The following is a 15,643-nucleotide window of genomic DNA, read 5'->3' as shown; positions in this document are numbered from 1 at the left end:
ATGACCCAGCAGCAGACACCGTGCGAGGCACGGAGCTCGAGCACCGCGGGTCCCTTTGCCCACGGATCCCCGAGCACCCCACCGGTACCGTTCGACCCCGAAGTCGTCCCCGCGCTTGAGGCCCTCGCCACGAGCGGTGCCCCGCCCCTCACCCGCGAATCGCTCGCTTCGCTCCGCGGCACCGGGCCAGCGTTTCCCGACGGCGCCTCCGTCGCGAAAGCCCATGGCATCGCCGTGCGCGAGCTGCGCATCCCCGGGCCCACCGGCGCCCCCGAGATCGAGCTCACGGTGTTCTCGCCGCGCGAGGACGAGAACGGGGCCGAGGCCGGGGCCAACCGCGCCGCGCTGCCACTCCTCGTGAACTTCCACGGCGGCGGAATGATCGTGGGGCACCGTTCCTGGGAGCACGAGCGCGTGGCAGACCTCGTTGCGCGGCACGGCGTCATTGCGGTGAACGTCGAGTATCGCCTTGCCCCCGAGGACCCCTTCCCCGCGGGGGTCGAGGACAACTACGCGGCGACGAGCTGGGTCTCCGCGCACGCGGCCGAACTCGGCGGCGACGCTGCCCGGCTCATCGTGATGGGCGGGAGCGCAGGTGGCGGCTTCGCAGCGGCAGTCTCGCTCATGGCGAGGGATCGTGGCGGCCCCGCGATTGCTGGGCAGCTCCTCCTGTGCCCCATGCTCGACAACATGAACACGAGTGTGTCGAGCATGCAGTACGACGGCATCGGCACCTGGCAGCGCGACGCCAATCTGCTCGCGTGGCAGTGCGTGCTGGGCGACGCGCTCGCGTTTTCCGAGACTGCACCGGCGTACGCCGCCCCTGCCCGCGCGGATGACCTCTCAGGGCTCCCGCCCGCGTTCGTCGAGGTGGGGGCCGCCGAGATGTTCCGCGACGAGGACGTGAGCTACACGCGACGCATCTGGGAGACGGGCGGCGACGCAGAGCTGCACGTCTGGTCGGGCGGCTGCCACGGCTTCGACATGTACGCGCCGGAGGCTGAGATCACGCGCGCGGCGCTCGCGAGCCGGGACTCGTGGCTGCGCCGCATCCTTGGCCGAGCGGAGGCATCATGACCGGGCACTCGTCTGCAGCTGAGCCGGACCCCGCAGGGGCGACACCACCGGCTCCCGCCCCCTACGACCCCGAGCTCGAAGCCGGGCTCGCGTTCTTCCTTGACCTGGTCGAACGAATTCCGCTCCGCGCAGACACCATCCCCGCAAACCGGGCCCACTTCGCCACGATCATTCAGCCGATGGCCGAGCAGGTTGCCGGGCGCGACGTCACGTTCGAGGATCGCCTCATCCCCGGCCCGCTCGGGGCGCCCGATGTCGAGATCACGATTGTGCGCCCGGCCGCGCCGCACGCGCTCGGCCCGCGCCCCGCGGTGCTTGGCATTCACGGCGGCGGGTATGTGCTCGGCACTCGCTTCTTCGGCACGGGCGAACTCATCGAGCTCGCCGAGCAATACGGCGTGATCGGGATCGCGGTCGAGTATCGGCTCGCCCCCGAGCATCCCGCGCCAGCCGCGGCCGAGGACTGCTACGCGGCGCTCGTGTGGCTCGCGGAGCACGCAGCGGAGCTCGGCGTCGATCCCGATCGCATCGTGGTTTCTGGCACCTCAGCCGGCGGCGGGTTGACTGCAGCCGTCGCGCTCCTCGCGCGCGATCGCGGCGGGCCAGGGATCGCGGGACAGCTCGTCAACACCCCCATGATCGACGACCGCAATGACACGGTCTCCGCGCGGCAATACGACGGTTTCGGTGCGTGGGATCGAAACAACAACCACACCGGGTGGACTGCGGCGCTCGGAACCGATCGTGGCGCCGCCGAGGTCTCCGCGTACCGCGCCCCCGCGCGGGCGGCCGACCTGTCGGGGCTCCCGCCAGCGTTTCTGGAGGTCGGGTCTGCGGAGGTGTTCCGTGACGAAACCGTCGCATACGCCACGCGCATCTGGGCGGCCGGCGGCGAGGCTGAGCTCCACGTGTGGGCGGGCGCCTACCACGGCTTCACCGGATTCTCCCCCGACGCTGAAGTCTCACGCGCCGCGAACGCTGCGCGCGCGAGCTGGTGGCGCCGGATCCTCACGCGATGAGCGGGGCAGGATCCGCCGCGGCGGGGCGACCCATGAGCCTCCTGCGCATCACCCTCGTGCTCGGGGCGCTCGAGGCATTCGGTCCGCTCTCCATGGATCTCTACCTGCCGCAGCTCCCCCAGCTTGCCCACTCCCTCGGCACGAGCGATGCGCTGGCGCAGGCCACGATGTCGGTGTGCATGATCGGCCTGGGGCTCGGGCAGCTCCTCGCCGGCCCGCTCTCCGACCGCTTCGGCAGGAAGCGGCCGCTCGTGGTCGGCGTGGTGCTGTTCGCGGTACTGTCCGCAGTGTGCGCGTTCGCGCCCTCAATTGAGGTGTTGCTCGCCGCACGGCTCCTGCAGGGGGTCGCGGGTTCCGCGGGCGTCGTCATTTCGATGGCGGTGGCGCGCGACCTCTTCCACGGCGTCGAACTCTCACGCATGCTCTCGCTGCTCGCGCTCGTCACGTCGCTCACGCCCATCATCGCGCCGGTCATCGGCGGGCAGCTCGCCCGCTTCATGGACTGGCGCGGGATCTTCCTCGTGCTCGCCGGTGTGGGTGTGGTGCTCGTATTCGTCGCACAGTTTGGACTCCGGGAGACGCTCACGACGGGTCGGCACTCCGGCGGCGTGCTGCGCACTACCGTGAGCCACGCGGGTGCGGTGCTGCGCGACCCCCTGTTCGTGGCGCTCATGGTCGCCGCCTGCCTCGGGGGCGCGGCGTTCTTCTCGTACCTGTCGATGTCGAGCTTCGTGCTGCAGGGCCAGTTCGGGCTCACCCCGCAGCTGTTCAGCGTCGTGTTCGCCGTCAACGCGCTCGCGCAGCTCGGCGGCGCGCAGCTCAGCCGAGTCTTCGTGCAGCGTTTCGGCACCGCACGCATGTATCTGATCGGCCAGGTCGCGGGGGCGCTCGCGGCGCTCGCGCTCGCGATCGCAACGATCTCAGGGGCACCCGCCCTCACGGTGATCGTGCTCCTCGCCCTCTTCTTAGGGGCGGCCGGGCTGGGCGGCCCCAACGGGACCACGCTGGCGCTCGGTGGACACGGCTCGCGCGCAGGCACCGCGTCCGCGCTCCTCGGGATGGCGACGTTTACCGCGGGGGCGGTGGCCGCGCCGGTCGTGTCGGCGCTCGCCGGCACCTCCGCGCTCACGATGGTCGTCAGCATCGCCGCGGGTGCAACGGGCGCCGCGCTTGTTGCGGTCTGCGTGGTGCGCCGACTCGCTCCCCGCGATGTGGGATGAGTGTCCGCGCGCTCCGCGATCCCAATCTCTGGCGCGATCTGGGCCAGCATGCGGTCCGAGTGGTCACGCACAGACAACCGCAGTACCGTCCGAGTCAAGCACAGGGGCGCGCGGCGCGCGTAGCCTGAGACTACCTACCGGACTCGAAGTGGAGGATCCATGGAAACCTACGACAGCCTGCTTGCGGCCATCACCCCGAGCTCGGGCGAGACCCGCGAGGTCTTTGACCCCGCGACCGGCGAGCTGATCGGCACCGCACCCGTGCAGGACGTCGCGGCGCTCGAAGCGGCCATCGACCGAGCCGAGGCTGCGCAGCCGGCATGGGCGGCGCTTCCCGATGCCGAGCGCAGCGCCATCCTGCACCGCGTCGCCGATGCGATCGAGGCGTCGGCCGAACCGCTCGCCGAGCTGCTCTCGCGCGAGCAGGGCAAGCCACTCAACGGCCCCAACGCGCGGTTCGAGGTGGGCGGTTGCGTCGCGTGGACGCGCACCCCGGCTGACACCCCGCTGCCCGTTGAGGTGCTCGTCGACGACGAGTCCGGGTATGCCGAAATGCACTACCGCCCCCTCGGCGTGGTCGGCGCGATCTCACCGTGGAACTGGCCCATGATGATTTCGATCTGGCAGATTGTGCCCGCGCTGCGCATGGGCAACACTGTGGTGATCAAGCCGGCCGAGACCACCACGCTCTCCGTGGTCGCGCTCGTCGCCGTGATGAATCAGGTGCTGCCGGAGGGCGTACTCAACATCGTGCCCGGCCCCGGCCGCACCGTCGGCGATGCGCTGACCCGCAGCCCGAAGATCGGCAAGATCATGTTCACGGGTTCGACGCCTGTTGGCAAGCGGATCATCGAGGCCTCCGCGGCGAATGTCACACGCCTCACCCTTGAGCTGGGCGGAAACGACGCGGGCATCGTGCTGCCCGATGCCGATCCGAAGGCCATCGCGGAGGATCTGTTCTGGGGTGCGTTCATCAACACCGGGCAGACCTGTGCGGCACTCAAGCGTCTCTACGTGCACGACTCGATCTACGACGCCATTGTCGACGAGCTCGCGAAGGTCGCGGCCGCGGTGCCGATGGGTGTGGGGCTTGACGAGCAGAACGTGCTCGGCCCGCTGCAAAACCGGGCGCAGTTCGACGTGGTCGATCAGCTCGTCGAATCCGCAAAGGCGTCTGGCGCTCGCGTGGTGCTCGGCGGCGATCCCGATCGCGAGGCCGTTGGGAACTTCTACCCCACGACACTCATCGCCGACATCGATCCGCACCAGGAGCTGGTGCTCGAGGAGCAGTTCGGCCCGGCGCTGCCCATCATTCGGTACTCCGACGTTGACGAGGCCGTGCGCCTCGCGAACGAGCTCGAGGTGGGCCTGGGCTCCTCCGTCTGGTCCAGCGACCGCCAGCGGGCGCTCGCGGTGGCTGCGCGCCTCCAGGCCGGCACCACCTGGATCAACTCGCATGGCGGGCTGCACCCGATGATCCCCTTCGGCGGGACAAAGCAGTCGGGATACGGCCGCGAGTTCGGTGTCGAGGGCCTGAAGGCCGTCGCCGAGCCGCACGTGATCAGCGGCTAGTTTCTTTTCCCAGGTGCGGGCGCGGCCAGGAGGTCGCGCCCGCACAGCTGTATCGACACACGAGGAGCGCAACATGTCGCAGGAGTCATCGTCCCCCCAGAATGCCGCGGAGGCCGCAGTTCGAGCAGCAGTGCAGCGCTACGTCGACGGGTGCGTTGCCGCAGACCCCGCGGCGGTGCGCGATGCGTTCAGCGCGGACGCCGTGATGTGGGGGTACCTAGGCCCCGACTACGTCACGATGAGCGGTGCCGACTTCGCCGCGAACGTGATCGCGACGGCCGCGCCCGCGGGAGCGGAGTACCGTGCGGAGATCCACGGGATTGTCGTGACGGGCAGTATCGCGCACGCGGTGCTCGATGAGCGCCAGTTCCTCGGTGCCAACTTCCGCAATCACTTCGGACTGGTTCTGCGCGATGGCGAGTGGCGTATTGCGAGCAAGGTGTTCACAACCGTCGACTAGCCCACCGGCGGGCTCCGGTTGCGGCTCGATCGCTGTGGCCGCTCGCCCGGGTGCGCTCACCGAGTACTCGAGTCGGTAAATCTCGGCTGGCGCGCCCGCAAGAACCCGTTCGCGCATCTCAGCCTCGAGTGCCTCGAGCTGCTCAAGCTCGGCAAGGGTCTTCTCGGCGCGCTCGCTGAGCTCCAGGTACTCGGGATCAATGACCCCGTCCTCGCGGAGCACACAGGTGACGTGCACTTCCCCCGCGCTGACCTCAAACAGGTATCGCGCGAGGGTGGCACCACGTTCGGGGCGCGCGAGCTCTGGCACCACCTCGTAGCGCCCGCTCGAAGCTGCTCGGGTGACGAGCTCGAAAGTATCTCGGGCGCCGGGCCCGGCGAAGGGGGTGCGCACGTGAACGCTCCGCCGATCAACCTTGCCGCCTGGTGTGCGCGCTGCGAGCTCTGGGAGGGCGCGGGCCAAGGCGGCAAAAGCGTGCGCGACTCCTCCGGGGAACTCCGGGCCGTGGTAGCGCATGCAGTCGGCGAAGCTGTAACGCAGCTGTTCGTCTCCGTCCCACACAGTCAGCGTGCGGTCCGGCTTCGGGCTGAGGTTCATCGGGGCTCACTTTCGGCGGACGTCTGGTGCAGCCGCGTCAGGGAACGCGGGTTCACACAGGCCACTGTACCCGATTTGTTTAGGTTACCCTCATCTTCATCTGATCTTTTCGAAATTCTTCAGATTGACGCCCGCTCGCGAATCACCAGCGCGCTCGGCCGTGCGCAGAAAGCGCGCCCCCGGAGACGACGCAGCGCCCGGCGGAATCCCCCACCGGGCGCTGCACTACTGCGTGATGTTACCAGCGTGGCTTGCGCTTGCCATCAGCGCGGTTGCCACCATCGTCGCGGCGATCGGAGCCATAGCCGCGATCGTTCCCGTAGCGGTCACCGCCACGATCGTTCCGGTCCGAGTAACCACCGCGGTCGCCACGATCGGAGCGGCCGTAGCCCCCACGATCTCCGCCGCGATCGCCACGGTCGTACCCGCCGCGGCCCCCACGGTCGCCGCCGTATCCACCGCGGTCACCGCGGTCGCCGCGATCCGAGCGACCATAGCCGCCACGGTCTCCGCGGTCGTAGCCACCACGACCGCCGCGGTCACCGCCGCGATCGCCGCGGTCGTACCCGCCACGGCCACCACGGTCGCCGCCGCGGTCCGAGCGGCCGTAGCCACCGCGGTCTCCGCCGCGATCGCCGCCACCGCGCGGGCCGCGATCTTCCTTGAGCTCGATGAGCTTGCCGCTGATGCGGGTCTCCGAGAGCTTCCCGAGCGCCTCACCGGACAGGTCGGCCGGCAGCTCGACGAGCGAGAAGTCGTCGCGCACCTGGATGCGACCGAAGTCGTCGCGGGTGAGGCCACCCTCGTTCGCGATCGCGCCGATAATCTGACCGGGGTTGATCTTCTGGCGGTGGCCCACCTCGATACGGTACATCTTGAGGTCAGTGCGACGCTCGCGCGGGCCCCGATCCTCGCGCGCGGGACGGTCGCCACGGCCACCGCTCACACCCTCCTCGAGGAAGCGTGCGGCCTGCTTGCGGTCGCGCTCGAACTTACGATCATCGTCCTCGGTGAGGAGCAGCGGAGTGTCACCCTGCGCGACAACAGCCAGGGCGGCGGCGACGTCGGGCTCCGGCACGTCGTGGTTCCGCACGTAGTGCGCGATGATGTCGCGGAAGCGATCGATGCGCGCGGTCTCGCCGAGCGCCGTGGTGATCGCGTCGTCGAAGCGCGACAGGCGCGTAGCGTTCACCTCGTCGACGCCGGGCAGCGGCATCTGCGTGAGCGGCTGCTTCGTGGCCTTCTCGATCGCGCTGAGGAGACGGCGCTCGCGCGGGGTCACAAAGCTGATCGCGTCGCCCGTGCGGCCGGCGCGGCCGGTGCGGCCAATGCGGTGCACGTACGACTCGGTGTCGATCGGCAGATCGTAGTTGATGACGTGGCTGATGCGCTCAACGTCGAGCCCGCGGGCGGCAACGTCGGTGGCCACCAGGATGTCGAGTCGACCGTCCTTCAGCGACTGCACCGTGCGCTCGCGCACGTTCTGCGCGATGTCACCGTTGATCGCGGCCGCGGAGTAGCCACGGGCGCGCAGCTTCTCAGCCACCTGCTCTGAGTCACCACGGGTACGGGTAAAGACGATGAGGCCGTCGAAGTCTTCGACCTCGAGGATTCGCGTGAGCGCATCGAGCTTCTGCGTGTAGGAGACGACGTTGTAGCGCTGCGTGATGTTCGAGCTCGTCTGCGTCTTCCCAGCGATCTTGATCTCCTGCGGGTCGCGCAGGTGCTGCTGGGAGATGCGGCGAATCTGCGCCGGCATCGTCGCGGAGAACAGAGCGACCTGCTTCTCCTCGGGCGTCTCGGCAAGGATCGTCTCTACGTCCTCGGCGAAGCCCATCTTGAGCATCTCATCGGCCTCGTCGAGCACGAGGTACTTGATCTGGCTCAGGTCGAGCGAACCACGCTTCAGGTGGTCCATGATGCGGCCGGGGGTGCCGACCACGATGTCCACGCCACGGCGCAGTGCGGACAGCTGCTGGCCATAGGCCTGGCCGCCGTACACGGGCAGCAGGTGCACCTCGGGAAGGTGCGTGGCGTAGCTCTCAAAGGCCTCGCACACCTGGAGCGCGAGCTCGCGGGTGGGGGCCAGAACGATGGCCTGGGGCACACCCTGGCCGGGCTCAATACGGGAAAGGACGGGAAGCGCGAAGGCTGCGGTCTTGCCGGTACCGGTCTGCGCGAGGCCGACAACGTCGCGCCCTTCAAGCAGAACCGGAATGGTGGCGGCCTGAATGGCCGACGGCGTTTCGTAGCCAACCTCGGTCACGGCGCGGAGCACCTCGGGTGCGAGGCCCAGCTCGGCGAAGGTGATGCGCTCGCCCTCAGTGGTGTCGGGGGTTGCGGTCGCGCCAGCTTCGGGCGCGGCATTCTCAGAAGAGGTCATCATACTAGTCTACCCCGGGAAAAGGTGGTAGCGTACCGCCCCGCCGCAGTGACCTGAGACGGGGCGGATCGCCGGGGCTTCGAGGCGTACGCGCGGCCTGGCGCACGGTTCACCCGGCGCGCAGTTCCAGCCACGCCGCGCGCCGCTCGGCCTGGCGCACCGGGTCGGCCACGGGGGACGCGGCGAGCAGACGCTGGCTGTACGGATGCTGCGGCGCGCGCGTCACCTGCTCTCCGTCCCCCACCTCAACGAGTTCGCCGCGCGTCATCACGGCGACACGATGGCAAATGCGACGCACCACGCCGAGGTCGTGCGACACAAAGAGATACGCCACGCCAGTGTCGCGCTGGAGTTCGATGAGCAACTCGAGCACCGTGGCCTGGGTCGTGAGGTCGAGCGCGCTCACCGGTTCGTCGCAGATGATCAGCTTCGGCTCGCGCACCAGCGCACGCGCGATCGCGATGCGCTGCCGTTGGCCGCCCGAGAACTCTCGCGGCAGCCGGTCGATCACCCCAGCGGGGAGCCGCACGCGATCGAGCATCTCGGCGACTGTGCGTCGAGCCGCGGCGCGATCCACGCCGCCCGCGGTCAGCGGCTCGGCAAGAATCTCCCCGATGGTGAGCTGGGGGTTCAGCGAGCCGTAGGGATCCTGAAACACGACCTGGATGTCGGCGGCGAGCTCACGCCGCTCGGCGCGTGTGGCGTGCGTGATGTCTCGCCCCGCAAAGCTGATCGAGCCGCTTGCCACGGGCACCAGCCCCAGGATCGCCTTCCCCAGCGTGGACTTGCCCGAACCGGACTCGCCAACGAGGCCGACGCATTCCCCCGCACCAACGTCCAAGGACACCTCGTGCAGCACACGGTTGGGCTTGCGTTTGCTCCCGTACTCCACGACGACATCGCGGGCGGAGAGGAGCGGAGCAAACTCGGTCATCGGGAAACCCCCTCGTGGGAAGCGGCGTCGACCGTCGCTGCGGATGAACTGATGGTGGCGTGGGCCGCGTCGAGTTCTGCGCGGCTCGCGGCGGTGTCGAGCGAGGCGGCAATCAGCTCGCGCGTGTATGGCTGCTCGGCGTGCTCGAAGATGGGCCCGACATCGTCAATCTCGACGATGCTGCCGTCGCGCATCACCACCACTCGATCACAGATATCCGCGACCACACCAAAGTTATGGGTGACGATGACGAGCGCCATGTCCCCCTCGCGCTGCAGCTCGCGGAGCAGTTCGAGGACTTCAGCCTGCACTGTCACATCGAGCGCGGTGGTCGGCTCGTCTGCAACCAGCACGGAGGGGCGGCCGGCGATCGCACCGGCGATGAGCACGCGCTGCGCCATTCCGCCCGAGAGCTCGTGGGGATAGCACTTCATCACTCGATCGGGATCGACGATGCCGACCCGGCCGAGCACCTCGAGTGCGCGCGCTCGCGCTTCGCCCTTGCTCATGCCGTGGACGGCACGCAGTGGCTCGACCAGCTGATACCCGATCGTGTACGACGGATCCAGATTCGTCATCGGTTCCTGCGGGATGTACCCGATCTCGTGCCCGAGCAGTTGGGCGCGGTCACGGCGCGACAGCGTGGTCACGTCCTCGCCGCCGATCCAGATCGCATCCGCGGTGTAGTAGCCGGACTTCGGCAGGAGATCCAGCATCGAGAACACGGTCTGCGACTTCCCGGAGCCGGACTCGCCGACAATGCCCACCACCTCGCCGGGCGAGACGTCGAGCGTGATGCCGTGCACCACTTCGACCTCCCCCGCGGGCGTCTCGTAGCTCACGCGCAGGTTCTCAAGCCGCACCGCGGAGTCGACCGCGGCCACCGAGATCGAGCCTGTGGTGGTGGTCGATGCCCCAGCGGGGAGCTTCGCGGCGTTCTCCGCGGCGATGCGGCGGCGTTCACGACGAGAGAGCGTCGGCGTCTTCACGCTGATCACATCGGCGAGTGTCGAGCCGAGCACCGCGAGCGCCGCGATCGTGATTCCCAGCGCGATCGAGGGCCACAGTAGCAGGAGCGGATCCGTGCGCATCACCTTGAAGCCCTCGTTCATCGCGGCGCCCCACCCGGGGGTGGTGCCGCCGCCAATGCCAAGGAATTGGAGACCGGCCTGCATGCCCATCGCCATGCCGGCGGTGAGCGCAGACTGAATGACGATCGGCGCGGTGACCTGCGTGATGATGTGGCGGCCCATGATGCGGAGGTCCGAGAGCCCCGCTACCCGCGCGGCGTCGACGTAGGCCTCGCCACGCACCGCAAGAACGGTGGAGCGCGTCAAGCGGAAGTAGCCCGGCGCCATGAACACGCCGACGGTGATCATGAGGAGGTTGAAGTTGTTGCCCGTGTTCGCGCCGACGATCAGCAGAATCACCATGCCGGGGATCGACTGCAGACCGTCACTGATCCACGTGCTGATGCGATCCATCCGTCCGCCGTAGTAGCCGGCGGCGAGCCCCGCGGGCACACCGATCACGAGCGCGGTGCAGATCGCCACGAGGGCGCCCCACAGGGTGATCTGCGTGCCCCAGATCAGGCGGCTTGCAACGTCACGGCCGGTCGTATCGCCGCCGAGCCAGTGCGCGGCGCTCGGGTGCGCGCGCGTGATTGAGAGGTCGACGAGGTTCGGGTCATAGGGGGCGAGCCAGGGCGCGAGTACGCCGACGAGCACCACGAGCGCAAGCACACCGAGTGCGATCGCGCCGGCCGGGCGCTTCACCAGGCGCAGGAAGAGCGCCTCGCGGCGTCCCCCACGCGTATCGATCGTGTCTGAGAGCGGAGTGGTCATTTCGCACGCGCCTTCGGGTTAATCCAGCCGAGCAGGATATCGAGCAGGAAGTTGACGATGACGACGAACACGACAGTGATCACCGTGATCCCGAGCAGCATGGGAATATCGCCGTTTTGCGAGGAGGCCTGCGTGAGCGGCCCGATGCCGGGCAGTGCGAAGATTTGCTCGACGATGATCGCCCCGGAGAGCAGGCCGACGAACATGAGCGCGAGCACGGTGAGCGACGCAGGGGCCGCGTTGCGCAGCAGGTGCAGCACCACCCGCCAGGGCGGCAGGCCCCGACTGCGAAGGGTGCGCACGTAGTCCTGTGTGTCCGCCTGGATGATCGCGTTGCGCAGCTGCTCGGCGATCATGACGATGGCGCCCAGCGCGAGCGCAATGGCCGGCAGCGTGATCGACTGCACCCAGCCGCCCACCGATTGCGTGGGCGCGACGTAGCCGACCGCGGGGAACCAGCGCAGGTTCACGGCGAAGGTCATGACGAGCACGAGCGCCACCCAGAAGCCGGGGAGCGCGAAGAGGATGACCGCGGCAGCCTTCACGATCTTGTCGAGCCAGGTGTTTGGGCGGAGCCCGGCGGCCACGCCGAGGACTGCGCCGAGGAGCGCGGACAGCAGGATCGCGACAGAGACCACCGAGAGCGTCACGGGAAGCTTCAGCGCGAGCTGGGAGCCGACCGACTGGAAGTTTTTCCAGGAGACGCCGAGGTCGCCGCGGAAGAGGCCGCCGAACCACTCGCCGAACTGAACGAGCAGTGGACGGTCAGTGCCGATGCGCTGCGCGAGCGTGGCCTGAGCTTCGGGGGTGGCGGCGCTGCCAAGCAGGCCCAGCGTCGGGTCCGGGATCGCGGCGTGCGCGAGGAAGAAGGTGCCCGTCGCGACGGCGACCAAGAGGATCACGCCGGACAGGAGCCGTTTGAGAGTGAAGGTGAGCATCGGGTCTCCGGGAGTGGGATGACGGGTCGATGGGGCGTTCGGGGTGGGGCCGGCGTGCGGCCCCACCCCGCACGCTTACTTCGAGAGAGCGATCTGTCGAAGGGTGGGGAACATCATGCCGGTGACCGGCGTGACGGTGAATTCACCGGCCGAGATGTAGGTGTTCGTGGACTGCGCCCACACCGAGAAGAACGCGTTGTCGGTGACCAGCTCGTTGAGCTTCTCCACCGCCGCGGTCTGCTCCTCACCCGGAGCCGCGGTGAACACGGTGTCGACCTGCGCCTTGACCTCGGGGAATGCGTCGAGGCCCGGGGTCGGGTTGTACCACTGGGGCTTCGCGATCTGGCGCTCAACCGTGGCGATCGGGTTCGAATCCATCGCGATCACGCCGACGAACATCGGGTACTCGGGAGCGACCGACATGTACTGCATGAAATCGGTCTCCTTCCAAGTCACACCGATGCCGAGTTCGCCAAATGTCTGCTCGACGATGGCCTGCCAGGGCTGGAAGGGCGGCGCCATCGGCATAGTGACGTCGAAACCGTCGGCGTAGCCCGCCTCGGCGAGCAGTTGCTTCGCTGTCTCGATGCTCGGCTTCGTCTTGCCCGTGAGCGCGGGGACGTAGCCCGGCGTGCCCACCGGGAACACCTGGTTGGTTGCCTCACCAACGCCCTGTGCGATGGTCTCCACCATTTCGGGCCCGTTGAACGCGACGTTGAGCGCCTGGCGCACCTTGAGCTCACCGAGCGGCTTGCCCATCTCGGTGGCGCCGGCGCGATCGCTGAACTGCAGGCCGACCCACATGGAGAGCCCCGTGGCCACGTTCCACCCGCGATCGGGCGCCATATCCATGGCGGTCTTGTCGCCGTAGATCACGTTGAACTGGCCGCTCTCCATGCCGTTGAGCATTGCCGTCGCATCAGACAGTGGGCTCACCGAGAGCGGATCGAACGGGAAGTCGGCTGCTGCCCAGTGATCGGCCACCTTGTCGAACCGGTACTCGGCACCCGGCACCGAGTCGGCCGAGAGCGTGTACGGCCCCGATCCCACTGGAGTCTCCGCGAGCGTCCCGGCGTCGATCGCGTCCGGCGCCATCATGTAGCTGCGGCCGAGGCCCATGAAGTAGAGGATGGTGTCGTCGCGCTGCGTGAGGTGGATCGCGATCGTATCCTCGTCGACTGCCTCGAAGCTCTCCACCTTCTGGTAGGCCTCCTGTGACCGTGCGCCCTGCTGGAGGTACTCGAGGCTCTTCACTGCGGCGGCGGCGTCGAACGCCTCGCCATCCGAGAACTTCGCGTCGCTGCGGAGGTCCATCGTGATGGTCTTGAAGTCGTCGGAGATCTCCCAGCCGGTAGCGAGCGCGGGCTGAGGTTCGCCGGAACCGTCGATCGCGACGAGCGGGTCGTAGATGGCCGACAGATAGGGGCCGTCAAAGCCCACGTCGGCGAGTGACGGATCCCAGGACGTGAGGTCCAGGAAGTTGCCAATGCTGAGCGGCTTGGCTGCGGCATCATCGCCGCCGCCGGTGGCCGCCCCGCCCCCGCCCGAGCAGGCCGTGAGCGCGAGCGTCGCAGCGGCGAGCGCGGCGATTCCCGTGAGTGTTCTCTTCATCGTGTCTACTTCTCTCGGTTTCGGACTTGTGCTGATGGGATGAGGCTCCGTTGCGTTGCCATCGCATTTCCGCCGCGAACAGGTGTCCCCCGCGTTGTGATGGACGTCACTTCGGCGTGCCGTCGCTTTCATTCTACGAACGTTGACTAAAAAAGCAAACTTTCGTCTACGGTCCGAGAATAACGATTTTGCGACGGCGCACACACCCGGCGCACCGGGAGTTTTTTCGCGACAGCCGCGTGACCCATTGGCACCCGGATCGGGATCGTATACGATTCGAAGTACGACCAAAGGAGGCCCCGTGCTCGACCAGACCCAGATTGACGCCATCGCCGAGGAGCTCGTGCAGGCAGATCGCGACCGCGCGGTACTGCCGAAGCTCACCAGTCGCTACCCCGACATGGTGATCGAAGACTCGTACGCCATCCAGAAGGTGTGGTCGGATCGTCGCATCGCGCAGGGCGCGAAGCTTGTCGGGCACAAGATCGGCCTCACCTCGAAGGTGATGCAGGTGGCAACGGGCATCTCGGAGCCCGACTACGGTGTCATCCACGACGACATGGTCTTCGAGTCAGGCTCCGTGCTCGAGTTCGACCGCTACTCCAATGTGCGCATCGAGGTTGAGCTCGCATTCGTGCTCAGCAAGCCGCTCTCCGGCCCCGGCACGACGATCTTCGACGTGCTCGACGCGACCGCGTATGTCGTCCCCGCACTCGAGGTACTGAACTCGCACCTCGAGCTCGAGGGCCGCACGATCGTCGACACGATCAGCGACAACGCCGCGATGGGTGCAATGGTGATCGGCGGCCGTCCCGTGAAGGTCGACGAGGTGGATCTCAGCTGGGTACCCGCGCTGCTCTACCGCAACGAGACGATCGAGGATTCGGGCGTTGCCGGAGCGGTGCTCGGCCACCCGGCGATGGGCGTTGCCTGGCTCGCCAACAAGCTTGCACAGCACGGCCAGTCCCTTGAGGCCGGCGAAATCATCCTCGCGGGCTCGTTCACGAAGCCCATGTGGGTGGAGCGCGGCGACACGGTGCACGCGGACTACAACGAGCTGGGGTCGGTGACATGCCGATTCGTATAGAGCTTCCGGCCACCCTCCGCACGCGACTCGACGCCTCCGAGCGGCCGCTCATCGGCCTCTGGGCCTGCGCAGGCAGCCCCGTCACCGCGGAAATCGTTGCGGGCAGCGGTTGCGATTGGGTACTGCTCGACGCCGAGCACTCCCCCAACGGCCTCGAGTCGGTGCTCGCCCAGCTGTACGCAATGTCGGCCTACCCGGTCGCGCCGCTCGTGCGGCCACCCTTCGGCGACACAGTCACGATTAAGCAGTACCTCGACCTCGGTGCACAGAACCTCCTGATCCCTATGGTGGATTCCGCGGAGCAGGCCGGGCAGATTGTGCGCGCGGTACGGTATCCCGACGGCACCGCCACGGGCGGGGTGCGCGGCGTGGGCTCGGCGCTCGCCCGCTCGGCCCGCTGGAACCGGGTTGAGGGGTATCTCGGTCGCGCGGACGAGACGATCAGCCTCACCATGCAGATCGAGTCGGCGGTGGCCGTAGCGGACGTCGAACGAATCGTTGCGGTCGACGGCGTGGACGCGATCTTTGTCGGCCCGTCGGATCTGGCGGCATCGATGGGGCTGCTGGGACAGCAGGCGCACCCGGATGTCGTGGAGAATGTGCTGCGCGCCATCCGCGCGGGAGTCGCAGTGGGCAAGCCGGTAGGAGTCAACGCGTTTGTCCCCGCGGACGCCGAGCGATACATCGAGGCCGGCGCCTCTTTCGTCGCGGTTGGCGCGGACGTGGCCATCCTGGCCCGCCAAACCGAGGCACTCGTTGAACGCTTTACCGGCGGCAACGCGGGCGCGGCCCGGGCAAGCTACTAGCACCCCGCACGCTGATGCCCGTTCCGTCAGCCCCGCCCGCCGCGGGCAAGGGCCGGTCTGGGCACAGCCCCGATCCCAATCACCGAAATTCACAC

12 protein-coding genes are annotated in these 15,643 nt (G+C 68.1%); 7 read left to right on the top strand and 5 right to left on the bottom strand.

Going from position 1 to position 15,643, the window contains the following annotated elements:
• The 5 genes from ACR81A_RS05775 to ACR81A_RS05755 all read left to right on the top strand — a co-directional run bounded on the left by ACR81A_RS05775 (position 1) and on the right by ACR81A_RS05755 (position 5,348).
• On the top strand, positions 1 to 1,077 hold the full coding sequence (locus ACR81A_RS05775) for an alpha/beta hydrolase (protein WP_440312971.1): 1,077 nt from the start codon (positions 1 to 3) through the stop codon (positions 1,075 to 1,077).
• Complete coding sequence (locus ACR81A_RS05770; RefSeq protein ID WP_440312970.1) at positions 1,074 to 2,096, top strand: alpha/beta hydrolase; 1,023 nt, start codon at positions 1,074 to 1,076, stop codon at positions 2,094 to 2,096. Before ACR81A_RS05775 ends, ACR81A_RS05770 begins: the two co-directional genes overlap by 4 nt.
• The gene (locus tag ACR81A_RS05765; protein ID WP_237462575.1) at positions 2,093 to 3,316 is read left to right on the top strand and encodes a multidrug effflux MFS transporter; all 1,224 of its coding nucleotides are present in this window, start codon (positions 2,093 to 2,095) and stop codon (positions 3,314 to 3,316) included. The genes ACR81A_RS05770 and ACR81A_RS05765 overlap by 4 nt, the downstream gene beginning before the upstream one ends.
• A 159-nt stretch (positions 3,317 to 3,475) precedes the next feature.
• Entirely contained in the window at positions 3,476 to 4,888 is a 1,413-nt protein-coding gene (locus tag ACR81A_RS05760; protein ID WP_440312969.1) for an aldehyde dehydrogenase family protein, read from the top strand.
• Between the two features lie 73 nt (positions 4,889 to 4,961).
• The gene (locus tag ACR81A_RS05755) at positions 4,962 to 5,348 is read left to right on the top strand and encodes a nuclear transport factor 2 family protein (protein WP_202382034.1); all 387 of its coding nucleotides are present in this window, start codon (positions 4,962 to 4,964) and stop codon (positions 5,346 to 5,348) included.
• An 835-nt stretch (positions 5,349 to 6,183) separates the two neighbouring features.
• Here ACR81A_RS05755 and ACR81A_RS05750 read toward each other — a convergent pair.
• The 5 genes from ACR81A_RS05750 to ACR81A_RS05730 all read right to left on the bottom strand — a co-directional run bounded on the left by ACR81A_RS05750 (position 6,184) and on the right by ACR81A_RS05730 (position 13,655).
• Positions 6,184 to 8,331, bottom strand: coding sequence for a DEAD/DEAH box helicase (locus tag ACR81A_RS05750; RefSeq protein ID WP_440312968.1), 2,148 nt, complete (start codon positions 8,329 to 8,331; stop codon positions 6,184 to 6,186).
• Positions 8,332 to 8,437: 106 nt separating this feature from the next.
• Complete coding sequence (locus ACR81A_RS05745; RefSeq protein ID WP_440312967.1) at positions 8,438 to 9,262, bottom strand: ABC transporter ATP-binding protein; 825 nt, start codon at positions 9,260 to 9,262, stop codon at positions 8,438 to 8,440.
• Positions 9,259 to 11,106, bottom strand: a complete 1,848-nt coding sequence (locus ACR81A_RS05740; protein WP_440312966.1) for a dipeptide/oligopeptide/nickel ABC transporter permease/ATP-binding protein — start codon at positions 11,104 to 11,106, stop codon at positions 9,259 to 9,261. Before ACR81A_RS05740 ends, ACR81A_RS05745 begins: the two co-directional genes overlap by 4 nt.
• The gene (locus ACR81A_RS05735; protein WP_202382030.1) at positions 11,103 to 12,044 is read right to left on the bottom strand and encodes an ABC transporter permease; all 942 of its coding nucleotides are present in this window, start codon (positions 12,042 to 12,044) and stop codon (positions 11,103 to 11,105) included. Before ACR81A_RS05735 ends, ACR81A_RS05740 begins: the two co-directional genes overlap by 4 nt.
• 75 nt (positions 12,045 to 12,119) lie before the next feature.
• Positions 12,120 to 13,655: an ABC transporter substrate-binding protein gene (locus tag ACR81A_RS05730; protein WP_202382029.1), complete on the bottom strand. Its 1,536-nt coding sequence runs from the start codon at positions 13,653 to 13,655 to the stop codon at positions 12,120 to 12,122.
• A gap of 301 nt (positions 13,656 to 13,956) precedes the next feature.
• Between ACR81A_RS05730 and hpaH the strand changes: the two genes are divergently transcribed.
• Both hpaH and ACR81A_RS05720 read left to right on the top strand, forming a co-directional pair.
• Positions 13,957 to 14,742: a 2-oxo-hept-4-ene-1,7-dioate hydratase gene (gene hpaH, locus ACR81A_RS05725; protein ID WP_202382028.1), complete on the top strand. Its 786-nt coding sequence runs from the start codon at positions 13,957 to 13,959 to the stop codon at positions 14,740 to 14,742.
• Positions 14,727 to 15,548 (top strand): HpcH/HpaI aldolase family protein, encoded by an 822-nt coding sequence (locus ACR81A_RS05720; RefSeq protein ID WP_440312965.1) that lies wholly within the window; start codon positions 14,727 to 14,729, stop codon positions 15,546 to 15,548. Before hpaH ends, ACR81A_RS05720 begins: the two co-directional genes overlap by 16 nt.
• Positions 15,549 to 15,643 lie beyond the last annotated feature (95 nt).

Source organism: Leucobacter chromiireducens (assembly GCF_051993095.1).
In the GTDB taxonomy this organism is placed as follows: Bacteria; Actinomycetota; Actinomycetes; order Actinomycetales; family Microbacteriaceae; genus Leucobacter; species Leucobacter chromiireducens.
The sequence above is the reverse complement of the archived record's forward strand: the minus strand, read 5'-3'. Positions and strand labels throughout refer to the sequence as shown.